The organism is Streptomyces sp. NPDC047061 (genome assembly GCF_040643955.1).
Lineage (GTDB): Bacteria > Actinomycetota > Actinomycetes > Streptomycetales > Streptomycetaceae > Streptomyces.
On sequence record NZ_JBEYVI010000003.1, the window covers coordinates 397,036 to 415,755 of the forward strand.

19 protein-coding genes are annotated in these 18,720 nt (G+C 70.1%); 10 read left to right on the forward strand and 9 right to left on the reverse strand.

The window, feature by feature from the left end:
* The first annotated feature begins 16 nt into the window (after positions 1 to 16).
* The 3 genes from ABZ887_RS07855 (at position 17) to ABZ887_RS07865 (ending at position 3,346) form a co-directional block, all read left to right on the forward strand.
* Complete coding sequence (locus tag ABZ887_RS07855; protein WP_361284259.1) at positions 17 to 1,129, forward strand: pectate lyase; 1,113 nt, start codon at positions 17 to 19, stop codon at positions 1,127 to 1,129.
* 118 nt (positions 1,130 to 1,247) lie between these two features.
* Positions 1,248 to 2,045, forward strand: a complete 798-nt coding sequence (locus ABZ887_RS07860; protein ID WP_361284262.1) for an HAD family acid phosphatase — start codon at positions 1,248 to 1,250, stop codon at positions 2,043 to 2,045.
* A gap of 146 nt (positions 2,046 to 2,191) precedes the next feature.
* On the forward strand, positions 2,192 to 3,346 hold the full coding sequence (locus tag ABZ887_RS07865) for a right-handed parallel beta-helix repeat-containing protein (protein WP_361284264.1): 1,155 nt from the start codon (positions 2,192 to 2,194) through the stop codon (positions 3,344 to 3,346).
* Positions 3,347 to 3,416: 70 nt separating this feature from the next.
* Here the strand turns inward: ABZ887_RS07865 and ABZ887_RS07870 are convergent, their stop codons facing one another.
* Complete coding sequence (locus ABZ887_RS07870) at positions 3,417 to 4,268, reverse strand: hypothetical protein (protein WP_361284267.1); 852 nt, start codon at positions 4,266 to 4,268, stop codon at positions 3,417 to 3,419.
* Complete coding sequence (locus ABZ887_RS07875; protein ID WP_361284269.1) at positions 4,265 to 4,837, reverse strand: SigE family RNA polymerase sigma factor; 573 nt, start codon at positions 4,835 to 4,837, stop codon at positions 4,265 to 4,267. The genes ABZ887_RS07870 and ABZ887_RS07875 overlap by 4 nt, the downstream gene beginning before the upstream one ends.
* 283 nt (positions 4,838 to 5,120) lie before the next feature.
* Here ABZ887_RS07875 and ABZ887_RS07880 point away from each other — a divergent pair, with 283 nt between their 5' ends.
* Entirely contained in the window at positions 5,121 to 6,572 is a 1,452-nt protein-coding gene (locus ABZ887_RS07880; RefSeq protein WP_361284272.1) for an NCS2 family permease, read from the forward strand.
* A gap of 114 nt (positions 6,573 to 6,686) precedes the next feature.
* Here the strand turns inward: ABZ887_RS07880 and ABZ887_RS07885 are convergent, their stop codons facing one another.
* Both ABZ887_RS07885 and ABZ887_RS07890 read right to left on the reverse strand, forming a co-directional pair.
* Complete coding sequence (locus ABZ887_RS07885; RefSeq protein WP_361284275.1) at positions 6,687 to 8,147, reverse strand: penicillin-binding transpeptidase domain-containing protein; 1,461 nt, start codon at positions 8,145 to 8,147, stop codon at positions 6,687 to 6,689.
* Between the two features lie 84 nt (positions 8,148 to 8,231).
* Entirely contained in the window at positions 8,232 to 9,005 is a 774-nt protein-coding gene (locus ABZ887_RS07890) for an IclR family transcriptional regulator (RefSeq protein WP_351694752.1), read from the reverse strand.
* A 156-nt stretch (positions 9,006 to 9,161) separates the two neighbouring features.
* On the opposite strand from ABZ887_RS07890, the gene ABZ887_RS07895 reads away from it, so the two are divergent.
* The 6 genes from ABZ887_RS07895 to ABZ887_RS07920 all read left to right on the forward strand — a co-directional run bounded on the left by ABZ887_RS07895 (position 9,162) and on the right by ABZ887_RS07920 (position 14,814).
* Positions 9,162 to 10,691, forward strand: coding sequence for an aldehyde dehydrogenase (NADP(+)) (locus ABZ887_RS07895; protein ID WP_361284278.1), 1,530 nt, complete (start codon positions 9,162 to 9,164; stop codon positions 10,689 to 10,691).
* Between the two features lie 127 nt (positions 10,692 to 10,818).
* Positions 10,819 to 11,427, forward strand: a complete 609-nt coding sequence (locus tag ABZ887_RS07900) for a DUF1349 domain-containing protein (RefSeq protein WP_361284281.1) — start codon at positions 10,819 to 10,821, stop codon at positions 11,425 to 11,427.
* Between the two features lie 79 nt (positions 11,428 to 11,506).
* Positions 11,507 to 11,980: a GNAT family N-acetyltransferase gene (locus ABZ887_RS07905; protein WP_361284284.1), complete on the forward strand. Its 474-nt coding sequence runs from the start codon at positions 11,507 to 11,509 to the stop codon at positions 11,978 to 11,980.
* Positions 11,981 to 12,043: 63 nt separating this feature from the next.
* Positions 12,044 to 12,760 (forward strand): DsbA family oxidoreductase, encoded by a 717-nt coding sequence (locus tag ABZ887_RS07910; protein WP_361284644.1) that lies wholly within the window; start codon positions 12,044 to 12,046, stop codon positions 12,758 to 12,760.
* A 142-nt stretch (positions 12,761 to 12,902) separates the two neighbouring features.
* The gene (locus tag ABZ887_RS07915) at positions 12,903 to 13,964 is read left to right on the forward strand and encodes an aminotransferase class V-fold PLP-dependent enzyme (RefSeq protein ID WP_361284286.1); all 1,062 of its coding nucleotides are present in this window, start codon (positions 12,903 to 12,905) and stop codon (positions 13,962 to 13,964) included.
* A gap of 199 nt (positions 13,965 to 14,163) precedes the next feature.
* Positions 14,164 to 14,814 (forward strand): NAD(P)H-binding protein, encoded by a 651-nt coding sequence (locus tag ABZ887_RS07920; RefSeq protein ID WP_361284289.1) that lies wholly within the window; start codon positions 14,164 to 14,166, stop codon positions 14,812 to 14,814.
* Positions 14,815 to 14,863: 49 nt separating this feature from the next.
* Here the strand turns inward: ABZ887_RS07920 and ABZ887_RS07925 are convergent, their stop codons facing one another.
* Genes ABZ887_RS07925 through ectA form a run of 5 tightly spaced genes read right to left on the reverse strand, consistent with a single transcriptional unit; the run spans position 14,864 to position 18,541 of the window.
* Entirely contained in the window at positions 14,864 to 15,337 is a 474-nt protein-coding gene (locus tag ABZ887_RS07925) for a hypothetical protein (protein WP_361284292.1), read from the reverse strand.
* Between the two features lie 51 nt (positions 15,338 to 15,388).
* A complete protein-coding gene (gene thpD, locus ABZ887_RS07930) occupies positions 15,389 to 16,318 on the reverse strand; it encodes an ectoine hydroxylase (RefSeq protein WP_361284294.1) in 930 nt (309 codons plus the stop codon).
* A 3-nt stretch (positions 16,319 to 16,321) separates the two neighbouring features.
* Entirely contained in the window at positions 16,322 to 16,720 is a 399-nt protein-coding gene (locus ABZ887_RS07935) for an ectoine synthase (RefSeq protein WP_361284297.1), read from the reverse strand.
* Between the two features lie 24 nt (positions 16,721 to 16,744).
* Positions 16,745 to 18,016, reverse strand: coding sequence for a diaminobutyrate--2-oxoglutarate transaminase (ectB, locus tag ABZ887_RS07940; protein ID WP_361284300.1), 1,272 nt, complete (start codon positions 18,014 to 18,016; stop codon positions 16,745 to 16,747).
* Between the two features lie 9 nt (positions 18,017 to 18,025).
* Positions 18,026 to 18,541: a diaminobutyrate acetyltransferase gene (gene ectA / locus ABZ887_RS07945; protein ID WP_361284303.1), complete on the reverse strand. Its 516-nt coding sequence runs from the start codon at positions 18,539 to 18,541 to the stop codon at positions 18,026 to 18,028.
* Positions 18,542 to 18,720: the final 179 nt, after the last annotated feature.

An 18,720-nucleotide genomic window follows, 5' to 3' on the forward strand; every position in this document is an offset into this window, starting at 1 on the left:
AAAGGACCCGCACGTCATGCGTCGAATCAGCACCCTCACCGCGCTCGCGGTGACCACGGCATCGCTCGGACTCGCCGTGATCGCCACCCCGGCCCACGCGGCCACCGTCGTGGTCAGCAACTCCACCGACCTGTCCAACGCCATCCTCAACGCCACCGCCGGCACTGTCATCCAGGTCCGCGGCGGCACCTACTACCCGACCGCCACCCTCCAGTCCACGGCCAACGGCACCTCCGCCGCGCCGGTCACGCTCACCGCGTACGGCTCGGAGACGGTCAAGATCGACGGCTCCTCGCTGCCCGCCGGCTCCTGGATCTTCAAGCTGACCGCGGACTACTGGAACGTCTCGAACATCACCTTCCAGAACTCCCCGGACAGCGCGGTGGTCTGCCAGTCCTGCACCGGCACCAACTGGAACAACATCAAGACCATCAACGGCGGCGACTCCGGCTTCACGCTCACCGGGGACGGGACGGTCAACAACACCGTCAAGAACATCGACACCTACGGCAACTACGACGCCGCCACCCACGGGGAGAACGCCGACGGGATCGCCGTCAAGTTCGGCTCCGGGACCGGGAACCTGATCACCGGGGCACGGACCTACAACAACGCGGACGACGGGATCGACTTCTGGTCCTTCTCCTCGCCGGTCACCGTCGAGCACACCTGGTCCTTCGGCAACGGCGTCAACCGCTGGGGCGACTCCGCGTTCGCCGGTGACGGCAACGGCTACAAGCTGGGCGGCGACGGCGAGGTGGTCGCGCACGTCGTCAACAACTCGGCCGCCTGGGGCAACGCGGGCAACGGGTTCACCGAGAACTCCAACACCGGCGCGCTCGTCATCAACCGCACCACCGCCTACGCCAACGGCAACTGGGGCTACTACTTCGCCACCAGCGCGGCCCGGCTCGGCAAGAACCTGGCGGTGAGCAACGGCAGCGGGACGGTCAGCAAGGGCTCGTCGGTGGTGTCCGCCGGCAACAACTGGGACAGCGGCATCAGCACCCCCGCCTTCAAGTCGACGGACGCCTCGACGACGTACAACTCCCGCCAGTCGGACGGCTCGTTGCCGGCCACCACTTTCCTCACGACGGGGAGCACGACCATCGGGGCCACCATGAACTGAACCGGAGAACCGGAAGGAGTCCCTCCAGGGCGCTTGACCCGTTTTTTGCCCGCCGATGAGATATCGATCAGGCAACGGGTCTCGCGCCCACCCGGGTGACGCGCGTAGAACTCCTGTCATGCATAAGTCACTTCGTCTCGCCGCGATCGCCACCGTGTGCGCGGTCGCCGGCGGTGCCCTCTACGGCGCCGGTGCCGCCACGGCCGGCCAGTCGACCGCGAACTCCACCCACGAGCCGTACAACATCGGGCTCCTGGTGAAGGACATCGACACCTACTACGGCACCGCCGCCGACGCCAACGGCGTCTACCAGGCCTCGCCGACCAGCCCCTACGCCAAGGACCTGGCGCGCATCGACGCGGACGCCAAGCGCTACATCGACCGGGCCGCGCGCAAGGCGCACCGCCACGGCAAGAAGGCCGCGGTCGTCTTCGACATCGACGACACGCTGCTGCTCAGCCTCGACTACGAGAAGCGCTACAACTACACGTACAACTCGACCACCTGGGCCGACTATGTCAACAAGGCCGATCGGCCGGGCGTGTTCGGCAGCGCCGAGCTGGTCCAGTACGCGAAGAGCGAAGGCGTCGAGGTCTTCTACAACTCCGGGCTCAGCGAGGCGCAGCGCACCGCCGCCGTCGAGAACCTGAAGAAGATCGGCGCCGACGTCAACCTCGACGCGGCCCACATGTTCCTCAAGGACAAGGCCAACCCGCCGTCCTACCTGAGCTCCTGCGCCACCGCGGGCACCTGGAACTGCACGACCGTGCAGTACAAGTCCGGCACCCGCAAGCACATCGAGGACGACCTCGGGTACGACATCGTCGCCAACTTCGGCGACCAGTACTCGGACCTGGACGGCGGCTACGCGAACCGCACGTACAAGCTGCCGAACCCGACGTACTTCGTGTCGTAGCCGGAAAGGCGGCAACCCTTTCCGGCCGCCGCGGCGACTGGGAGACAGAAACGGGCCGGGGCGGCCCCTCCGGCCCGTTTCGCTCCCCTCGTCGAACACGTCCTGCACGTCAAGTACGTCAAGGACGCCAAGGAAAGGAACGGCCAGTGCGCTTCAGCACCGGACGCCACCGCAGGACGCGTACCCTCTCGATCGCCGCGGCGGTGGCCGTCGCCGCGGGGGCGGGCGGCGTCTACCTCGGCCTGTCGAACGGCGGTGCCCAGGCCGCCACCAGCACGGTCACCGTCTCCACCACGGCGCAACTGCAGTCGGCCGTCGCGAACGCCACCGCCGGCACCGTCATCCAGGTGCGCGCGGGCACCTACTACCCGACCGCCACCCTGAAGTCGACGGTCAGCGGTACGAGTTCGAACCGCATCACCCTCAAGGCCTACAGCGGCGAGAAGGTGCGGATCGACGGCTCCAAGCTGCCCGCCGGCCAGTGGCTCACCGGGATCTACGGCAGCTACTGGACCGTCCAGGACCTCACCTTCCAGAACTCCCCGGCCCAGGGCTTCGTCGTCACCTCGTCCACGGGCGGGATCTTCAAGAACCTCGTCACCGCGGACAACGGGGACTCCGGGTTCACGCTGCGCGGCGACAACACCGTGAACAACCTCGTCCAGAACCTGGACAGTTACGGCAACTACGACAAGGCCGGGCACGGGCAGAACGCCGACGGCATCGCCATCAAGTTCGGCTCGGGCACGGGCAACAAGGTGACCGGCGCGCGTCTGTACAACAACTCGGACGACGGCCTTGACCTGTGGCAGTTCTCGTCGCCCGTCAGGATCGAGCACAGCTGGGCCTTCGGCAACGGCAGGAACCGGTGGAACGACTCCGCGTTCGAGGGCAACGGCAACGGGTTCAAGCTGGGCGGCGGGGGCGTCGCCGTCGCGCACGTCGTCAACGACAACGCGGCCTGGGACAACACCCTCAACGGGTTCACCGAGAACTCCAACACCGGGGCGATCGTCCTGAACCGCAACACGGCCTACGCCAACGCCCAGGCCGGGTTCTTCTTCGAGACGGGCAAGGCCCGGCTGGCGCGGAACCTCGCGGTGGGCGACAAGGGCGGGGCGGACAAGCTGGGGTCCAGGGCGGTGTCCGCGGCGAACAGCTGGGACGGTGGGGTGAGTACGCCGGGGTTCAAGTCGACGGACGCGACGACGGCGTACGGGGCGCGGCAGGCGAGTGGGGCGTTGCCGGTGACGGTGTTTCTGACCACCGGGTCGACGACGATCGGATCCACCATGGACTGACGGATGCGTCGCGGGGTGCGCGGCCGTGGGGGCTGGTCGCGCAGTTCCCCGCGCCCCTTCGGGGCGCTTCTCAGGAGTCGCCGTCGGCTGTCGTGTGGGTCGCGAAATTCCCCGTCACCGCGTACTGCTTGCCGGCTGCCGTGCCGGTGATCGTGTAGGTGTCGTTCTTCGCGTCGCGGCCGCCCTGTTTGTGGTTGTACTGGCCTGCGAACACCCACTCGCCGGCGGCGACCTTGCTGCCCGGCTTGAGGGTCCATGTGTAGACGAGGAAGCCGTTCTGCTCGGTGACCGACTGGGTGAAGTCGGTCTCCGGCAGGGAGCGCCAGGCGCCGGCGTCGGTCACTCCGCCCGTCTGGGCCACCTTCAGCTGCACCGTGAGTGCCGTCAGCTGACCGGAGGTCTTCAGGGTCACGTTGGACTGCGCCCAGAAGTCGTTGCTGTGCGGGTCCACCGAGCCGTCCGACCAGAGCGGGCCGTCCGTCTCGCCCTCGGCGACGGGTGCCGCGGGGGTGACGGAGGCCTTCGGGGTCGCCGAGGGCGTCGAACCCGCCTCGGGGGAGGAGGCCTTCGAGGGGGCGCCGGAAGCCGGCGGGGCGGCCGTGCGGGACGGCGGGCGGCTGGTCGCGTCGGGGGACGACAGGGGCGTCGGCGACACCGCGACCGTCTTCTCGGTGGGCGTGTCCTTCACGGCCGAGGCGACCGCGTAGCCGCCGACCCCGAGGACCGCGGCGACCGCGGCCGTGGCGCTGACCACCCGGACCCAGCCGAACAGGGGCGGAAGGGTGGCGCGATGGTTCGGGCGGCCCTGCGCGGCCATGCCCCGCTCGACCCGGGCCAGGATGCGGGCGCGGTCGGGTTCGTGCGCCTCGGCCGCCTCGTGCAGCCGGGCGCGCAGCTCGTCGTGCACGTCCTGCTGCCTCATCGGTTCCTTCCTCCGCTCTGGCCGGTGCGCGGCGCCATCGCCGCGTGCACCCTCTGCGGAACACCCTGGGAGCCGCCGAGCAGCCGCTGCAGCTCCGCCATGCCCTTCGACGTCTGGCTCTTAACGGTACCCACCGAGATCCCCAGGGCGAGCGCGGTGTCCTTCTCCGACAGGTCGAACGCGTGCCGGAGCACCACACACGCCCGCTTGCGGAACGGCAGCCGGCGCAACGCCCCCTGCACGTCGACCACTCCGGCGACGTCCGGGTTCTCGGTGGTCTCCTCGCGGTGCGACCAGAACAGGGCGATCCGGCGCCGCTCGCGCACGGCACTGCGGATGCGGGTGCGGGCCAGGTTGGCGACGACACCCCGGGCGTAGGCGACGGGGTGGTCGGCGGCCCGGACCCGGTCCCAGCGGTGCCACAGCGCCAGCAGGGCGTCGGCGGCCAGATCGTCGGCGGCGTCCGCCTCACCGGTCAGCAGGTGGGCGAGACGGGCGAGTTCGGCGTAGTGGCGTTCGAAGAAGGCATGGAACTCCACGGAGGCGGCGTCGTCGACGACTGAGCCCACGGGTGACCTCTTCTGTCAGGGATTCTGTGTCATGTAGATGACATGCGGTGGCTTGTGAGTATCCGGAGGAACGTTCCGGCGAGATCCGGAGCGTAGCAGTGATCATTTCGTGTGCGTCGTACGGGGGTTCGATGTGTCCGGTGCGAAGGGTCGGACGCGGTGTGGTCCACCGAACCACACCGAGCCTGATTCCGTAGCACGGGAAAAACCTGAAACAGGTTCGGCGCGGGAACAATCCAGCCAGCATCCGCACACGCACGCTCAGGGGACGAGGAGTACGACCATGTCCGAGACGCAGAAGGCGGCCCGGCCGCAGGGGGCCGCGCCACCTGCCGGGAACGGCGTCGACCGGTTCTTCAAGATCTCCGCACGGGGATCCACGTTCGGCCGTGAGATACGCGGCGGCTTCGCCACGTTCTTCACCATGGCCTACATCCTTGTCCTGAACCCCATCATCCTCGGCAGCGTCAAGGACAAGTTCGGCCACACCCTCGACACCGGCCAACTCGTCACCGCCACCGCGCTGGTGGCCTGCGTGATGACGATCATCATGGGGGTCGGCGGCAACCTGCCGCTGGCCATCGCCGCCGGACTCGGCCTGAACGCCGTCGTGGCCTTCCAGCTGGCGCCGCTGATGAGCTGGTCCGACGCGATGGGTCTGGTCGTCCTCGAAGGCCTGCTGATCTGTGTGCTCGTGCTGACCGGCCTGCGCGAGGCGATCATGAACGCCATCCCGCAGCAGCTGAAGCAGGCGATCGGCGTCGGTATCGGCCTGTTCATCGCGTTCATCGGCTTCGTGGACGCCGGCTTCGTCAGCCGCATCCCGGATGCCGCGCAGACCACCGTGCCGGTGCAACTGGGTGCCGTCGGCCGGCTCACCGGCTGGCCCGTGCTCGTCTTCTGTGTTGGCGTGCTCCTGACCATCGCGCTGGTCGCGCGCAAGGTGAAGGGCGCGATCCTGATCAGCATCGTCACGATGACCGTCGTGGCGATCGTCATCGACTCCGTCGCCGACATCAAGAGCTGGGGCCTGACCACGCCGAAGATCCCCGACAAGATCGTGGGCACGCCCGACTTCGGGCTCGTCGGCCACTTCAGCCTGTTCGGCGGCTTCGGCAAGGCCGGTGTGCTGACGGCCGTACTGCTGGTCTTCACCCTGATCCTGTCCGACTTCTTCGACGCCATGGGCACGATCGTCGGCATCAGCGCGGAGGCCGGGCTGCTCGACGAGCAGGGGCAGGTGCCGGCCATCGGGCGGGTGCTGTTCATCGACGGCGCGGCGGCGGTGGCCGGCGGCCTCGGCTCGGCCTCCTCCAACACGGCGTACATCGAGTCGGCGGCGGGCGTGGGGGAGGGTGCGCGCACCGGGTTCGCCAACCTGATCACCGGCGGTCTGTTCGGTCTCGCGCTGTTCCTCACGCCGCTGCTGACCATCGTCCCGCTCCAGGCGGCGGCGCCCGCGCTGATCGCCGTGGGCTTCCTGATGATGACCCACGTCAAGCACATCGACTGGGACAGGTACGAGATCGCCATCCCGGCGTTCCTGACGATCGGCGTGATGCCGTTCACCTACTCCATCACGGACGGCATCGGCGCCGGGTTCCTGGCGTACGTCCTGATCAAGGCGGTGCTGGGGAAGGCGAAGGAGGTCAACTGGCTGTTGTGGGCCGTCTCGGCGCTGTTCCTGGTGTACTTCGCGATCGATCCGGTGGAGCAGGTGCTCGGCGTGAAGTGACACCGTGAGTGAAGCGCCCCGTAAGGGGCGCGGGGCGGTAGCCGATATGCGGCTACCGCCCCGCGGGCGCGACCAGCCACGACGAAACCCGCGGCCGATCGCGCAGAGAACCGCTCAACTCTTCAGAGCCGCCTGCATCATCGCCTTCGCCACCGGCGCCGCCAGCCCGTTGCCGCTCACTTCCGACCGGGCCGCGTCCGACTGCTCGACCAGGACCGCCACCGCGACCTCCTTGCCCGTGCTGTCGGACTTGCCGTAGGACGTGAACCAGGCGTACGGCGTCTTGCTGTTGTTCTCGCCGTGCTGGGCCGTGCCCGTCTTGCCGCCCACCGTCACGCCGTCGATCAGCGCGTTCGTGCCCGTGCCGTCCTTGACGACCGTCTCCATCGCGGACTGCAACTGCTCGGCGGTCGAGGAGCTGACGATCTGCTCGCTGCCCGCCTCGTCGTCGTAGTCCTTCAGCACGTCGCCGCCGCTGTCGGTGATCTGCGAGACCATATGCGGCGAGACCAGCTTGCCGCCGTTGGCTATGGCGGCCGACACCATGGCCATCTGGAGCGGGGTCGCCGTGACGTCGAACTGGCCGATGCCGGAGAGGCCGGTCTGGGCCTTGTCCATGTTCGACGGGTACACGCTGGCGTAGGCCCGCACCGGCACGTCCAGCTTGTCGTCGTTGAAGCCGAACTTCTCGGCCATCGCCCTGACCTTGTCCTGACCCAGGTCGACGGCCATCTTCCCGAAGACGTTGTTGCAGGAGTAGCGCAGGGCCGTGCGGATCGTGGCGTCCTCGCAGGGCGCCGAGGTGTTCTCGTTCCTCAGCGGGGTCGTCGTGCCGGGCAGGGTGTACGGGTCCGGGCTGTCGGTCTTCGTGTCGACGTTCGCGTAGAGGCCGTCCTCCAGGGCGGCCGCCGCGACCACCAGCTTGAACGTCGAGCCCGGCGGCAGCGGCTGGCGCAGCGCCCGGTTGGTGAGCGGCTTGTCGCTGTCGGAGGTCAGCTTCTTCCAGGCCGAGCCGGCGGTGTTGGCGTCGGTGAGCGAGGAGGGGTCGTACGACGGGGTCGACACGACCGCCAGGATCTTGCCGGTCTTCGGGTCGAGCGCGACCGCCGCGCCCTTCTTGTCGCCGAGCGCCTTGTAGGCCGCCTTCTGGACGGCCGGGTCGATCGTCGTGATCACGTTGCCCGGCTCGGCGCGCTCGCCGGTGACCGTGTCCATGACCGTCTTGAGGCGGCTGTCGGTGCCGTTGAGCAGGTCCTGGTAGATGCCCTCCAGCTGGGTCGGGGCATAGCTCTGCGAGGCGTAGCCCGTCACCGCCGCGTACAGCTCGCCGTCCGTGTACGTGCGCTTGTACTTGAGGTCGCTGCTCCCCGACGTCCTGGCCGAGCCGGTGATCGACTCACCGGCCACGATGATGTTCCCGAGCGGCTGTGAGTACGTCTCGATGACGTTGCGCCGGTTGTCCGTGTCGTCCGCGAGGGCCTGGCCGTCGTAGAACTGCACCCATGTCGCCCTGACCAGCAGAGTGAGCACGAGCAGCAGCGCGAAGACGGACGCCCGCCTGATCGTCTTGTTCATCCCGCCCAGACAGACGAGCGAAGACGGGGTGTCCGTTCCCTCCGGCCGGATTTCTCATCGTCCGCTCATGCGAGCGCCGCAGGCTCAGAGCCGGCGCGTCGCCAGCGTCAGGCGGTCCCGGGCGTCGAACAGGGCGTCCTTGATCATCTGTTCGTGGGCGGGGGTGAGGCGGGCCACCGGCACCGAGCAGCTGATCGCGTCGCGGGCCGGGGTGCGGTACGGGATGGCCACGCCGAAGCAGCGCAGCCCGAGCGTGTTCTCCTCGCGGTCGATCGCGAAGCCCTGCTCGCGGATCTGGTGGAGCTCCTCGATGAGCTTCTCGCGGTCCGTGAGGGTGTGCTCGGTGAGCGCGGGGAGCGTCTCCGGCAGCAGTTTGCGGACCTGCTCGTCGGTGTGGGTGGCGAGCAGCGCCTTGCCGAGCGAGGTGGAGTGCGCGGGCAGCCGGCGGCCGACCCGGGTGAAGGGGCGCAGGTAGTGCTGGGACTGGCGGGTGGCCAGGTAGACCACGTTGGTGCCGTCGAGGCGCGCGAGGTGGATGGTCTCCGTGGTGTCGTCGGAGAGCCGGTCCAGGGTCGGGCGGGCCGCCGCGACCACCTCGTCGCCGTCGATGTACGACGTGCCGACCAGCAGCGCCCGCACCCCGATGCCGTACCGGGTGCCGGTCGCGTCCGTCTCCACCCAGCCGAGCTCCACCAGCGTGCGCAGCAGCATGTAGAGGCTGGACTTGGGATATCCGACGGCCTCCTGGACGGCCGCGAGGGAGTGCATACCGGGCCGGCCGGCGAAGTACTCCAGCAACTCCACGGTCCGTACCGCGGACTTGACCTGTGCCCCGCCGCCTGTCTCGCCTGCCGACATCGCCCTTGACCCCTTCGTTGGACGAGAAACCGAGGTTATAGTCTCCAACAGTGTATTCATCATCAGAGACAGCGTTCAGTATATCGAACATCCCTGGTGAATGACCCGGATATGACCCGGATATCGCGGCAGGACGCAACCATGGAGGGACCCGCGGTGGCAGCAGCACCAGTCTGGAGTGTCGACCCGCGCACCGGGAAGCAGCGTGAACAGGTTGCGGTGGAGGCCACAGCCGAGGAGGTCGACGCCGTCGTCACGGCCGCGCACGCCGCCCGCGGCTCCCTCGCCGACCGCACGGTCCGCGCCGCCTTCCTGCGCTCCGCCGCCGCCGGACTCGACGCGGCCAAGGAGCAGCTGGTCGAGGCCGCCGACGCGGAGACCGCGCTCGGCCCCGTCCGGCTGACCGGGGAACTCGCCCGTACCGTCTACCAGCTGCGGGCCTTCGCCGGCATCGTCGACGAGGGCGCCTTCCTCGACGTCATCATCAACCACCCCGACGCCTCGGCCACCCCGCCGATCCCGGACCTGCGCCGCTACAAGGTCCCGCTGGGTGTCGTCGCCGTCTACTCGGCCTCCAACTTCCCCTTCGCGTTCTCCGTCGCCGGCGGCGACACCGCGAGCGCGCTGGCCGCCGGCAACCCGGTCGTCGTCAAGGCCCACCCCGACCACCCGGCCCTGTCCGAGCTGGTCGCCAAGGTACTGCGGCGGGCCGCGGCCGAGCACGGCATCCCGGAGGCCGTCGTCGGTCTCGTGCACGGCTTCCAGGCCGGCATCGAGCTGATCGGGCACCCGCTGGTCGCCGCGGCCGGCTTCACCGGTTCCATCCGGGGCGGGCGCGCGCTCTTCGACGCGGCCGCCGCGCGTCCGGTGCCGATCCCCTTCCACGGCGAGCTGGGCTCCCTGAACCCGGTCCTCGTCACGGAGGCCGCGGCCACCGAGCGCGCCGAGGAGATCGGCACCGGGCTCGCCGGGTCGATGACGCTGGGCGTCGGGCAGTTCTGCGTGAAGCCGGGCCTGGTGCTGGTGCCGGCCGGCGCCGCCGGTGACGGCCTGGTCAAGTCCCTCACGGACGCGGTCAGCAACACCGACGCGGGCGTGCTGCTCGACCACCGGATGCGGGACAACTTCGTCGCCGGGGTCGCCGAGCGCGCCGGACTCCCCGACGTGGAGACCCCGGTGACGCCCGGGGCGGGCGGCGAGCACACCGTGAGCGCCGGGTTCCTGACGGTGCCGGCGGCCAGCCTGGCCGAGGAGGGGGCCCATGACCTGCTCCTCGAGGAGTGCTTCGGGCCGGTGACCGTGGTGGTCCGCTACGAGGACCGGGGCGAGGCGACGGCGGTGCTGTCGCGGCTGCCGGGGAACCTCACGGCGACGGTGCACGTCTCCGACGGGGAGGCCGCGGGGGAGGGGCTGGGGGCGGAGATCCTCGCGGAGCTGACGCCGCTGGCCGGGCGCGTGCTGGTGAATGGCTGGCCGACGGGGGTCGCCGTGGCACCGGCCCAGCATCACGGTGGGCCGTACCCCGCCACCACCTCCACGTCGACCTCCGTGGGCGGTACGGCCATCGAGCGGTGGCTGCGGCCGGTGGCGTATCAGGGGGCGCCTGCCGCACTGCTGCCGGCGGAGCTGCGGGACGAGAACCCGCTGGGGCTTCCCCGGCGGTTCAACGGGGTTCTGGAGCGGTAGCGCCGTTGGGCGTGGGGTGCGTCGCGGGGTGCCGGTTCGTCGTGGTTGCTCGCGCAGTTCCCCGCGCCCCTACGGGGGCGCGTCGACCCGTGCGTTCGTCGAGAAGTTCTCCTGACACAATCCGACCATGGACGTCGAACTTCCCGAACTTCCTTTCTCTCTCCGTACCTACGGGCCCGACGGGCACTGGTTCTACGAGGACGGGGTGCTCACCGGGTGGGCCGGGGCCCGGCAGGACCGGTTCGTGTCGCCCACCGGCGAGGCGCTGGATCCCGCCTCGGACGCGCCCCGGCTGCTCGGGGCGCCCGAAGGGGACTTCCAGCTGATCGCCCGGGTCACCGTCGGGTTCGGTGCCGCCTTCGACGCCGGTGTGCTGTACGTCCATGTCGGCGACCGGGCCTGGGCCAAGCTCTGCCTGGAGAACTCCCCGGACGTGCCCACCGTCTGCACCGTGGTCACCCGGGGGCACTCCGACGACTCCAACGCCTTCACGGTGGAGGGCAGTTCGGTCTGGCTGCGGATCAGCCGGACCGGGCGGGCGCTCGCCTTCCACGCCTCCCGGGACGGCAAGAAGTGGGTCTTCGTGCGGCTGTTCACCCTGGGCGGCGAGAAGGAGACGGAGGACGCCCTGGTCGGCTTCATGACCCAGTCGCCGATGGGGGAGGGGTGTGTGGTGACGTACGACCACATCGAGTTCAGGCCCGACTGGCCGGCCGACCTGCGCGACGGAAGCTGAGGAAGAGCGGAAACGGAACCGGCACGGACGCGGGCACGTCCTCCGTTGCGTGATCAGTGACCGTGAGAAGAGTGTCCGCGTGATCCGTACGGCGCTGTCCGCCGAGGCGGAGACGATCGCCGCGCTGCACCACCGGGCCCGGTCGACGTACTACCCGGACGGCCTCCCGGAGGACGGCTTCGACTGGACCGCCGCCTGGCGCGGCGCGGTCGAGCGGCCCGACGGGCAGGTGCTGTGCGTGGTGGAAGGCGGCCGGATCATCGGGGTCGCCTCCTTCCGGACCCCGGAGGGCGCCGCGGCCGAAACGGTCAAGCTGTTCCAGTTCCATGTCGACCCCGACCGCTGGCGGGCCGGTGTCGGCACCGCCCTGCACGCCGCCTGTCTGGAGCAGTGGCGCGCCGACCACCGGCGGACCGCCGTGCTGGACGTGCACGTCGACAACCGGCGGGCCCAGGCCTTCTACGCCCGCCACGGCTGGGTGCCGGACCCGGAGAACCCGCCGGCCGAAGGTGATCACCACGTGTTCCTGCGGTACGCGGTGGGCGGGGAATGACGCGGGCTGTTTGAAGGTTCAGGTAGTTGAAGACCTCTTATGACTACCTGGAGAGCCGACAACATGCGCGTCGAGATCTGGTCCGATATCGCTTGCCCCTGGTGCTATGTCGGAAAGGCGCGTTTCGAGAAGGCGCTCGCCGCCTTCCCACACCGCGACGACGTCGAGGTCGTGCACCGCTCCTTCGAACTGGACCCCGGCCGTGCCAAGGGCGACGTCCAGCCCGTGCTCACCATGCTCACCAGGAAGTACGGCATGAGCGAGGCGCAGGCCCAGGCCGGCGAGGACAACCTGGGCGCGCAGGCCGCCGCCGAGGGTCTTGAGTACCGCACCCGGGGCCGTGACCACGGCAACACCTTCGACCTGCACCGGCTGCTGCACCTCGCCAAGGAGCAGGGCCGTCAGGACGAGCTGGTCCAGATCCTGTACCGGGCGAACTTCGCCGAGGAGCGCTCCGTCTTCAGCGAGGGCGAGGAGCGGCTCGTGGAGCTGGCCGTGGAGGCCGGGCTGGACGCGGCGGCCGTGCGCGAGGTGCTCGCCGACCCGTCCCGCTACGCCGACGAGGTCCGCGCCGACGAGCGCGAGGCCGCCGAGCTCGGTGCGAACGGGGTGCCGTTCTTCGTCCTCGACCGGAAGTACGGGGTCTCGGGGGCCCAGCCCGCCGAGGTGTTCACGCAGGCGCTCAGCCAGGCCTGGGGAGCGCGCTCCCCGCTGAAGCTCATCGACGAGGGCGGCGCGGAGGCCTGCGGGCCGGACGGGTGCGCGGTGCCGCAGCACTGATATAGCGGCTGGGCATGAGCCGGGCGGCAGCCGGGCAGCCGATGGGAAAGGCCAGGTCAGGGCCGTCGTATAAGCGTTGCTTGGCGGATCCACGTAGAAATCCGCAATGGACGGGGGGTTCCCCGGGCCGCAGAGTGGACGCATGGAGACCACGGAGACGTTCGAGAGCCTCGTCCGCGCCGAGTTCACCCCGAAGAGCACCTACCTGAACACCGCCAGCAACGGCCTGCTGCCCGCCCGTACCGTGGCCGCCCTGCACGAGGCGGCGCTGCTGCGGGCCGAGGGGCGGCCCCTGACCTCGCTGTACGAGGACGTCGAGGCCTGCCGGGCCGCCTACGCCCGGCTCGCCGGCGTCCCGGCCACCCGGGTCGCGGCGGGCGCCTCGGTCGCCGCGCACTCCGGCGTGATCGCCGCCTCGCTGCCGGCCGGCGCCGAAGTCCTCACCGCCGAGGACGACTTCACCTCCGTACTGAACCCCTTCCACGTCCGCGGCGACCTCAAGGTCCGCGCGGTCCCGCTGGAGCGCGTCGCCGAGTCCGTCCGCCCGGGCACCGCCCTCGTCGCGGTCAGCGCGGCCCAGTCGGCGGACGGCCGGATCGCCGACCTGCCCGCACTGCGCGAGGCCGCCCACGCGCACGGGGCCCGTACCTACGTCGACTTCTCCCAGGCCGCCGGCTGGCTGCCGATGGACGCCGACGCGTACGACTTCACCGCGTCCGTCTCCTTCAAGTGGCTGCTCGGCCCGCACGGCGCGGCCTTCCTCGTGGTCCCCGAGGACTTCGGCGGCCTGACCCCGGTCCTCGCGGGCTGGGTCGCGGGCGAGGAGCCGTGGGACAGCTGCTACGGCCCGGTCGCCGAACTCGCCCACTCCGCACGGCGGTTCGACCTCACCCACGCCCTGTTCACGTTCGCCGGGCTGCGCCGCTCGCTCGACCTGATCGAGGAACTCGGCGTGGCCGCCGTGCACGCCCACGACGTGGGCCTCGCCGACCGGTTCCGCGCCGGGCTCGCGGCCCTCGGGCACGAGCCGGTGCCCGCCCCCGGCTCGGCGATCGTCTCGGTCCCCGGGCTCGGCGGCCGCCAGCCCGAACTGAGCCTGGTCGGCATCGAGGTCTCCAACCGCGCGGGCAACCTGCGCGCGGCCTTCCACCTCTTCAACACGCCCGCCGACGTGGACCGTCTGCTGGACGCCCTCGCGGACTGACCGAACGGGTCGGGGCGGGTCCGGGCGGGTCCGGGCGGGTCCGGGCGGCGCCTCAGGTCCGCGCCGCGCTGCGGGACCGCAGGTCGGAGTCGCCTGAACGGGTCATGTTCGTCCGGACCGGCCCGCTGCCTCGGGTCCGTCACGGGAGGTCTCACTAACCTGCGGATCCTGAGACGATCAACGGGAACTGGAGACCGGCATGTCCAAGATCATCCTGTTCGGCGCCACCGGCACCATCGGATCCCGCGTTCTGGACGAGGCACTGCGTCGGGGGCACGCGGTCACAGCGGTGGTACGCGACCCGGCGAAGCTCACCCGGGACGACCCCGACCTGACCGTGGTCACCGGTGACGTTCTGGACCCCGCAGCCGTCGCCGGGGTGGCCGCGGGACAGGACGTCGTCATCAGCGCGGTCGGCGGAGGCGACGGGCCCGGCCACGTCGCCACCATCAGGCCCAGCGCCGAAGCCCTGGTCGCCGGCATCCGCACCCTGGAGGGCGACGGACCCCGGCTCCTCCTGGTCGGCGGCGCGGGTTCCCTGCGCCTGCCGGACGGCAGGCAGGTCTGGGACGCGGAGGGCCTGCCGGAGCCCCTGCTCCAGATCATGCACGCCCACGGCGACGCCCTGGACTTCTGCCGCACCGTCAGCGACGTGCGGTGGACCAGCCTCAGCCCCGCCGCGACGATCGAGCCGGGGGAGCGGACCGGCGCCTACCGCACCGCCACGGAGGATCTGATCGTCGCCCAGGACGGCAGCAGCCGTATCTCCGCCGAGGACTACGCGGTCGCCCTGCTCGACGAGATCGAACGCCCCCGGCACATCGGCGAACGCTTCACCGTCGGCTACTGAGCCCTGAGCCCTGAGCCCTGAGCCCTGAGCCCCGAGCCCTGGCTCGTCGTCAGCCGGAGCAGATCACGGTGACGAAACCCGCTCGCTCCGCACAGCGGGCCAGGCTGCGGCCGATCGTGGCGTGACGCACCACTTCGGAGGTGGTGTAGCGCGTGAACGCGCGGCTCGTGCCGAGGTCCTCCGCGTCGACCACGAGGGTGTCCCAGTCCGGCTCGGCCAGACCGATCCGGGCCCCTCGCCGGGTGGCCAGGCGCAGTTGTTCCAGCACCACGGCCGGATCGGTGACGTGCCTGAGGACACGGTCGATCTTGGCCCGGTCCACCGTGCCGCGCCCGCCGACGCGTTCTGCCAGCGTGGGCAGGTCCGTGCCCGGACCGCATCCCACGTCGAGCACGGTCTGGCCCGGCTGGACATCCAGCAGGTCCAACAACTCCTGCTTGTAGCCGCGACCGGCGGCACTGGCCGCGGCCCGCAGCATGTACGCGGCCTGGTCGGGCGCGGGTGCACCGAGAGTCGTCGACATGCGGGAAGTGAAACACGGCCCGTGCTCCGCCGGGGCAGAACGGGTGCGGGCTCACCGCACGGGGGTGAAGTCCCGCGCCCCGACGAACTCCGGTCGCCGCACCGGTGCCGCGAACGGCTCCACCGCCGTGTTCTCCACGCTGTTGAACACGATGAAGACGTTGCTGCGCGCGAAGGGGGTGATGTTCTCGCTGGAGCCGTGCATGCAGTTGCAGTCGAACCAGGTCGCCGACCCCGGCCGGCCGGTGAACAGCCTGATGCCGTACTCGCCCGCCATGGCGGTGAGCGCCTGGTCGGACGGCGTGCCCGCGTCCTGCATCTGCAGCGACTTCTTGTAGTTGTCCTCGGGCGTGGCACCGGCGCAGCCGAGGAACGTCCGGTGCGAGCCAGGCATGATCATCAGGCCGCCGTTGGTGTCGTGGTTCTCCGTCAGGGCGATGGAGACGGACACCGTGCGCATGTTCGGCAGGCCGTCCTCGGCGTGCCAGGTCTCGAAGTCGGAGTGCCAGTAGAAGCCGCCCGCCCCGAACCCGGGCTTGACGTTGATCCGGGACTGGTGGACGTACACGTCCGAGCCGAGGATCTGCCGGGCCCGGCCGACCACCCGCTCGTCGCGCACCAGGTCCGCGAACACCTCGCTGATCCGGTGCACTTCGAAGACGGACCGGATCTCCCTGGACTTCGGCTCCACGACGGAGCGTTCGTCGGCCCGGACCACCGGGTCGGCGAGCAGCCGCTCCAGCTCCCGCCGGTACACGGCTGCTTCGTCGTCGCCGAGGAGTTGCTCGACGGCGAGGAAGCCGTCGCGGTCGAACGCCTCCAGCCGGTCCGCGGCGATCGGCCCGGGCGCGCCGGGCGCCGACCAGACGACGGGGTCCTTACGGGGTACGGCGACCTCGACGGGGCCACGGCTCGGGTACCGATCGGTGGTCGTGGTCGTGGGCGTGGCCGCAGTCGTGGTTGCAGTCGTGGGCGTGGGCATGAGTCAGTCCTCCTCCGTCAGCAGGGGGTAGACGCCGTTCTCGTCGTGGTCCTCCCGGCCGGTGACCGGCGGGTTGAACACGCAGATGCAGCGGAAGTCCTCCTTGACGCGCAGCGTGTGCCGCTCGTGCCCGTCGAGGAGGTACATCGTCCCGGGCGTGATCCGGTACGACCTCCCGGTCTCGTGGTCGGTCAGCTCGGCCTCGCCCTCGACGCAGACCACGGCCTCGACGTGGTTGGCGTACCACATCGACGTCTCCGTGCCCGCGTACAGGACCGTCTCGTGCAGCGAGAAGCCGACCTGCTCCTTCGCGAGGACGATGCGTCTGCTCTCCCAGGTCCCGGACGCGGACCTCACGTGCCGGTCGGTGCCTTCGATTTCCTTGAACGAACGGACGATCACGGTTCTGCGATGCCTCCTCGTGCGTCAGACGGTTTCGCGGACGGCCCGGGCGAGGACGCTCAGCCCCTCGTCCAGCTCGTCCGGGGTGACGGTCAGGGCGGGCAGCAGCTTGACGACCTCGCTCTGCGGCCCCGACGTCTCGATGAGCAGCCCGAGTTCGAAGGCGCGGGCGGCGATCCGACCGGCCCGCTCCTTCTCGTGGAACTCCAGGCCCCACACCAGGCCCCGCCCGCGGTACTCCTTCACGTCGGCGAGGTTCTCCTCGACGATCGCGACGAGCCCCTGCTCGACCTGCTCACCCTTGGCCCGGGTCTGCTTCTCCATCGCCGGGCCGTCGGCCCAGTAGGTCTCCAGGGCGGCCGTCGCGGTGACGAAGGCGGGGTTGTTGCCGCGGAAGGTGCCGTTGTGCTCGCCCGGCTCCCACACGTCCAGCTCGGGCCGGAACAGGCACAGCGACATGGGCAGCCCGTACCCGCTGATGGACTTGGACACCGTGACGATGTCGGGGACGATCCCCGCCTCCTCGAAGGAGAAGAAGGCACCGGTCCGTCCGCAGCCCATCTGGATGTCGTCGACGATCAGCAGCATGTCCTGCCGTTCGCACAACTCCTTGAGGGCGCGCAGCCATTCGGGCCGGGCGACGTTGATGCCGCCCTCGCCCTGCACGGTCTCCACGATCACCGCGGCCGGCTTGTCGAGCCCCGACCCCTGGTCCTCCAACAGCCGCTCGAACCACAGGAAGTCCGGCACGGTCCCGTCGAAGTAGTTGTCGAACGGCATCGGCGTCCCGTGCACCAGCGGGATCCCGGCCCCGGCCCGCTTGAAGGCGTTGCCGGTGACCGCGAGGGACCCGAGGGACATCCCGTGGAAGGCGTTGGTGAACGACACGATCGCCTCGCGCCCCTTCACCTTCCGGGCGAGCTTGAGGGCCGACTCGACGGCGTTGGTCCCCGTCGGCCCCGGGAACATGACCTTGTACGGCAGCTCGCGCGGCCGCAGCACCAGGTCCTGGAAGGTCTGCAGGAACGACCGCTTGGCCACCGTCGACATGTCGAGGCCGTGGGTGACGCCGTCCCGTTCCAGGTAGTCCAGCAACGCCCGTTTCAGTACGGGGTTGTTGTGGCCGTAGTTGAGCGATCCGGCGCCGGCGAAGAAGTCGAGGTACGCGTGGCCGTCCTCGTCGTGCATGCGGCTGCTCCGGGCCCGGTCGAACACGGTCGGCCAGCCGCGGCAGTAGCTGCGGACCTCGGACTCCAGGGTCTCGAAGACGCTGAGGTCGGGCGGGGTGCTGGTCACGGGGGCTCCTCAGTGCGATGTGGGGGTCAAGGGGCCGATGCGGTACAGGACTTCGGGGTCGTGCGGACCGTCGGGGAACTCGCCGGCCTCGAACAGCACCGAGCGCTCGACGGTGGCGCCGTGCCGGGCGGCGTACGAGGTGAACAGGCGCTCGGAGGCGGTGTTGCCGGGCGTGACGGTGGTCTCGACGGCGGTGAGCGGCCGGTCGGCGGCCACCTGGGCCGTGAGCCCGTCCAGCAGCCGGGCCGCGATGCCGCGGCCGCGCTGTGCGGCGGCCACGGCCACCTGCCAGACGAGCAGCGTGTCCGGCCGGTCCGGCCGGGTGTACCCGGTCACGAACCCGACGGGCTCGCCGTCCGCGCCGCGCGCCACCGCCGAGGTGCCGGCGAAGTCCCGGCACCACAGCAGATAGCTGTAGGAGGAGTTCAGATCGAGGCTTCCGGAATCCCTGGCCATACGCCAGAGCGCCGGGCCGTCGGTCACCAGCGGGCGGTCGACGATCAGGTCTGCTTGTGGGGCAGTCATGCGGACTGAATTTAGCGAGGCAAATGCAAAAATGCACGGCCGATGGAATCGATGATTCCGCCGGCCGTGAATGTATGTGCCGATATGTACCACCGCAAAGCGGGCAAAAGCCCTGGCGTGTGGAGTGTGTCACAGGGTTGAAGTCCGGATGAAATTCCCCCTGTTTAGCTCTGTAAAAA

Excerpts from the sequence above, each read along its gene's own strand:
- ectA (WP_361284303.1), bottom strand. The coding sequence starts at position 18,541 with ATGACTGCCCCACAAGCAGACCTGATCGTCGACCGCCCGCTGGTGACC.
- ABZ887_RS07880 (WP_361284272.1), top strand. The coding sequence starts at position 5,121 with ATGTCCGAGACGCAGAAGGCGGCCCGGCCGCAGGGGGCCGCGCCACCT.
- ABZ887_RS07925 (WP_361284292.1), bottom strand. The coding sequence starts at position 15,337 with ATGTCGACGACTCTCGGTGCACCCGCGCCCGACCAGGCCGCGTACATG.
- thpD (WP_361284294.1), bottom strand. The coding sequence starts at position 16,318 with ATGCCCACGCCCACGACTGCAACCACGACTGCGGCCACGCCCACGACC.
- ABZ887_RS07885 (WP_361284275.1), bottom strand. The coding sequence starts at position 8,147 with ATGAACAAGACGATCAGGCGGGCGTCCGTCTTCGCGCTGCTGCTCGTG.
- ABZ887_RS07855 (WP_361284259.1), top strand. The coding sequence starts at position 17 with ATGCGTCGAATCAGCACCCTCACCGCGCTCGCGGTGACCACGGCATCG.
- ABZ887_RS07890 (WP_351694752.1), bottom strand. The coding sequence starts at position 9,005 with ATGTCGGCAGGCGAGACAGGCGGCGGGGCACAGGTCAAGTCCGCGGTA.
- ABZ887_RS07860 (WP_361284262.1), top strand. The coding sequence starts at position 1,248 with ATGCATAAGTCACTTCGTCTCGCCGCGATCGCCACCGTGTGCGCGGTC.
- ABZ887_RS07915 (WP_361284286.1), top strand. The coding sequence starts at position 12,903 with ATGGAGACCACGGAGACGTTCGAGAGCCTCGTCCGCGCCGAGTTCACC.
- ABZ887_RS07870 (WP_361284267.1), bottom strand. The coding sequence starts at position 4,268 with ATGAGGCAGCAGGACGTGCACGACGAGCTGCGCGCCCGGCTGCACGAG.
- ABZ887_RS07910 (WP_361284644.1), top strand. The coding sequence starts at position 12,044 with ATGCGCGTCGAGATCTGGTCCGATATCGCTTGCCCCTGGTGCTATGTC.
- ABZ887_RS07900 (WP_361284281.1), top strand. The coding sequence starts at position 10,819 with ATGGACGTCGAACTTCCCGAACTTCCTTTCTCTCTCCGTACCTACGGG.
- ABZ887_RS07920 (WP_361284289.1), top strand. The coding sequence starts at position 14,164 with ATGTCCAAGATCATCCTGTTCGGCGCCACCGGCACCATCGGATCCCGC.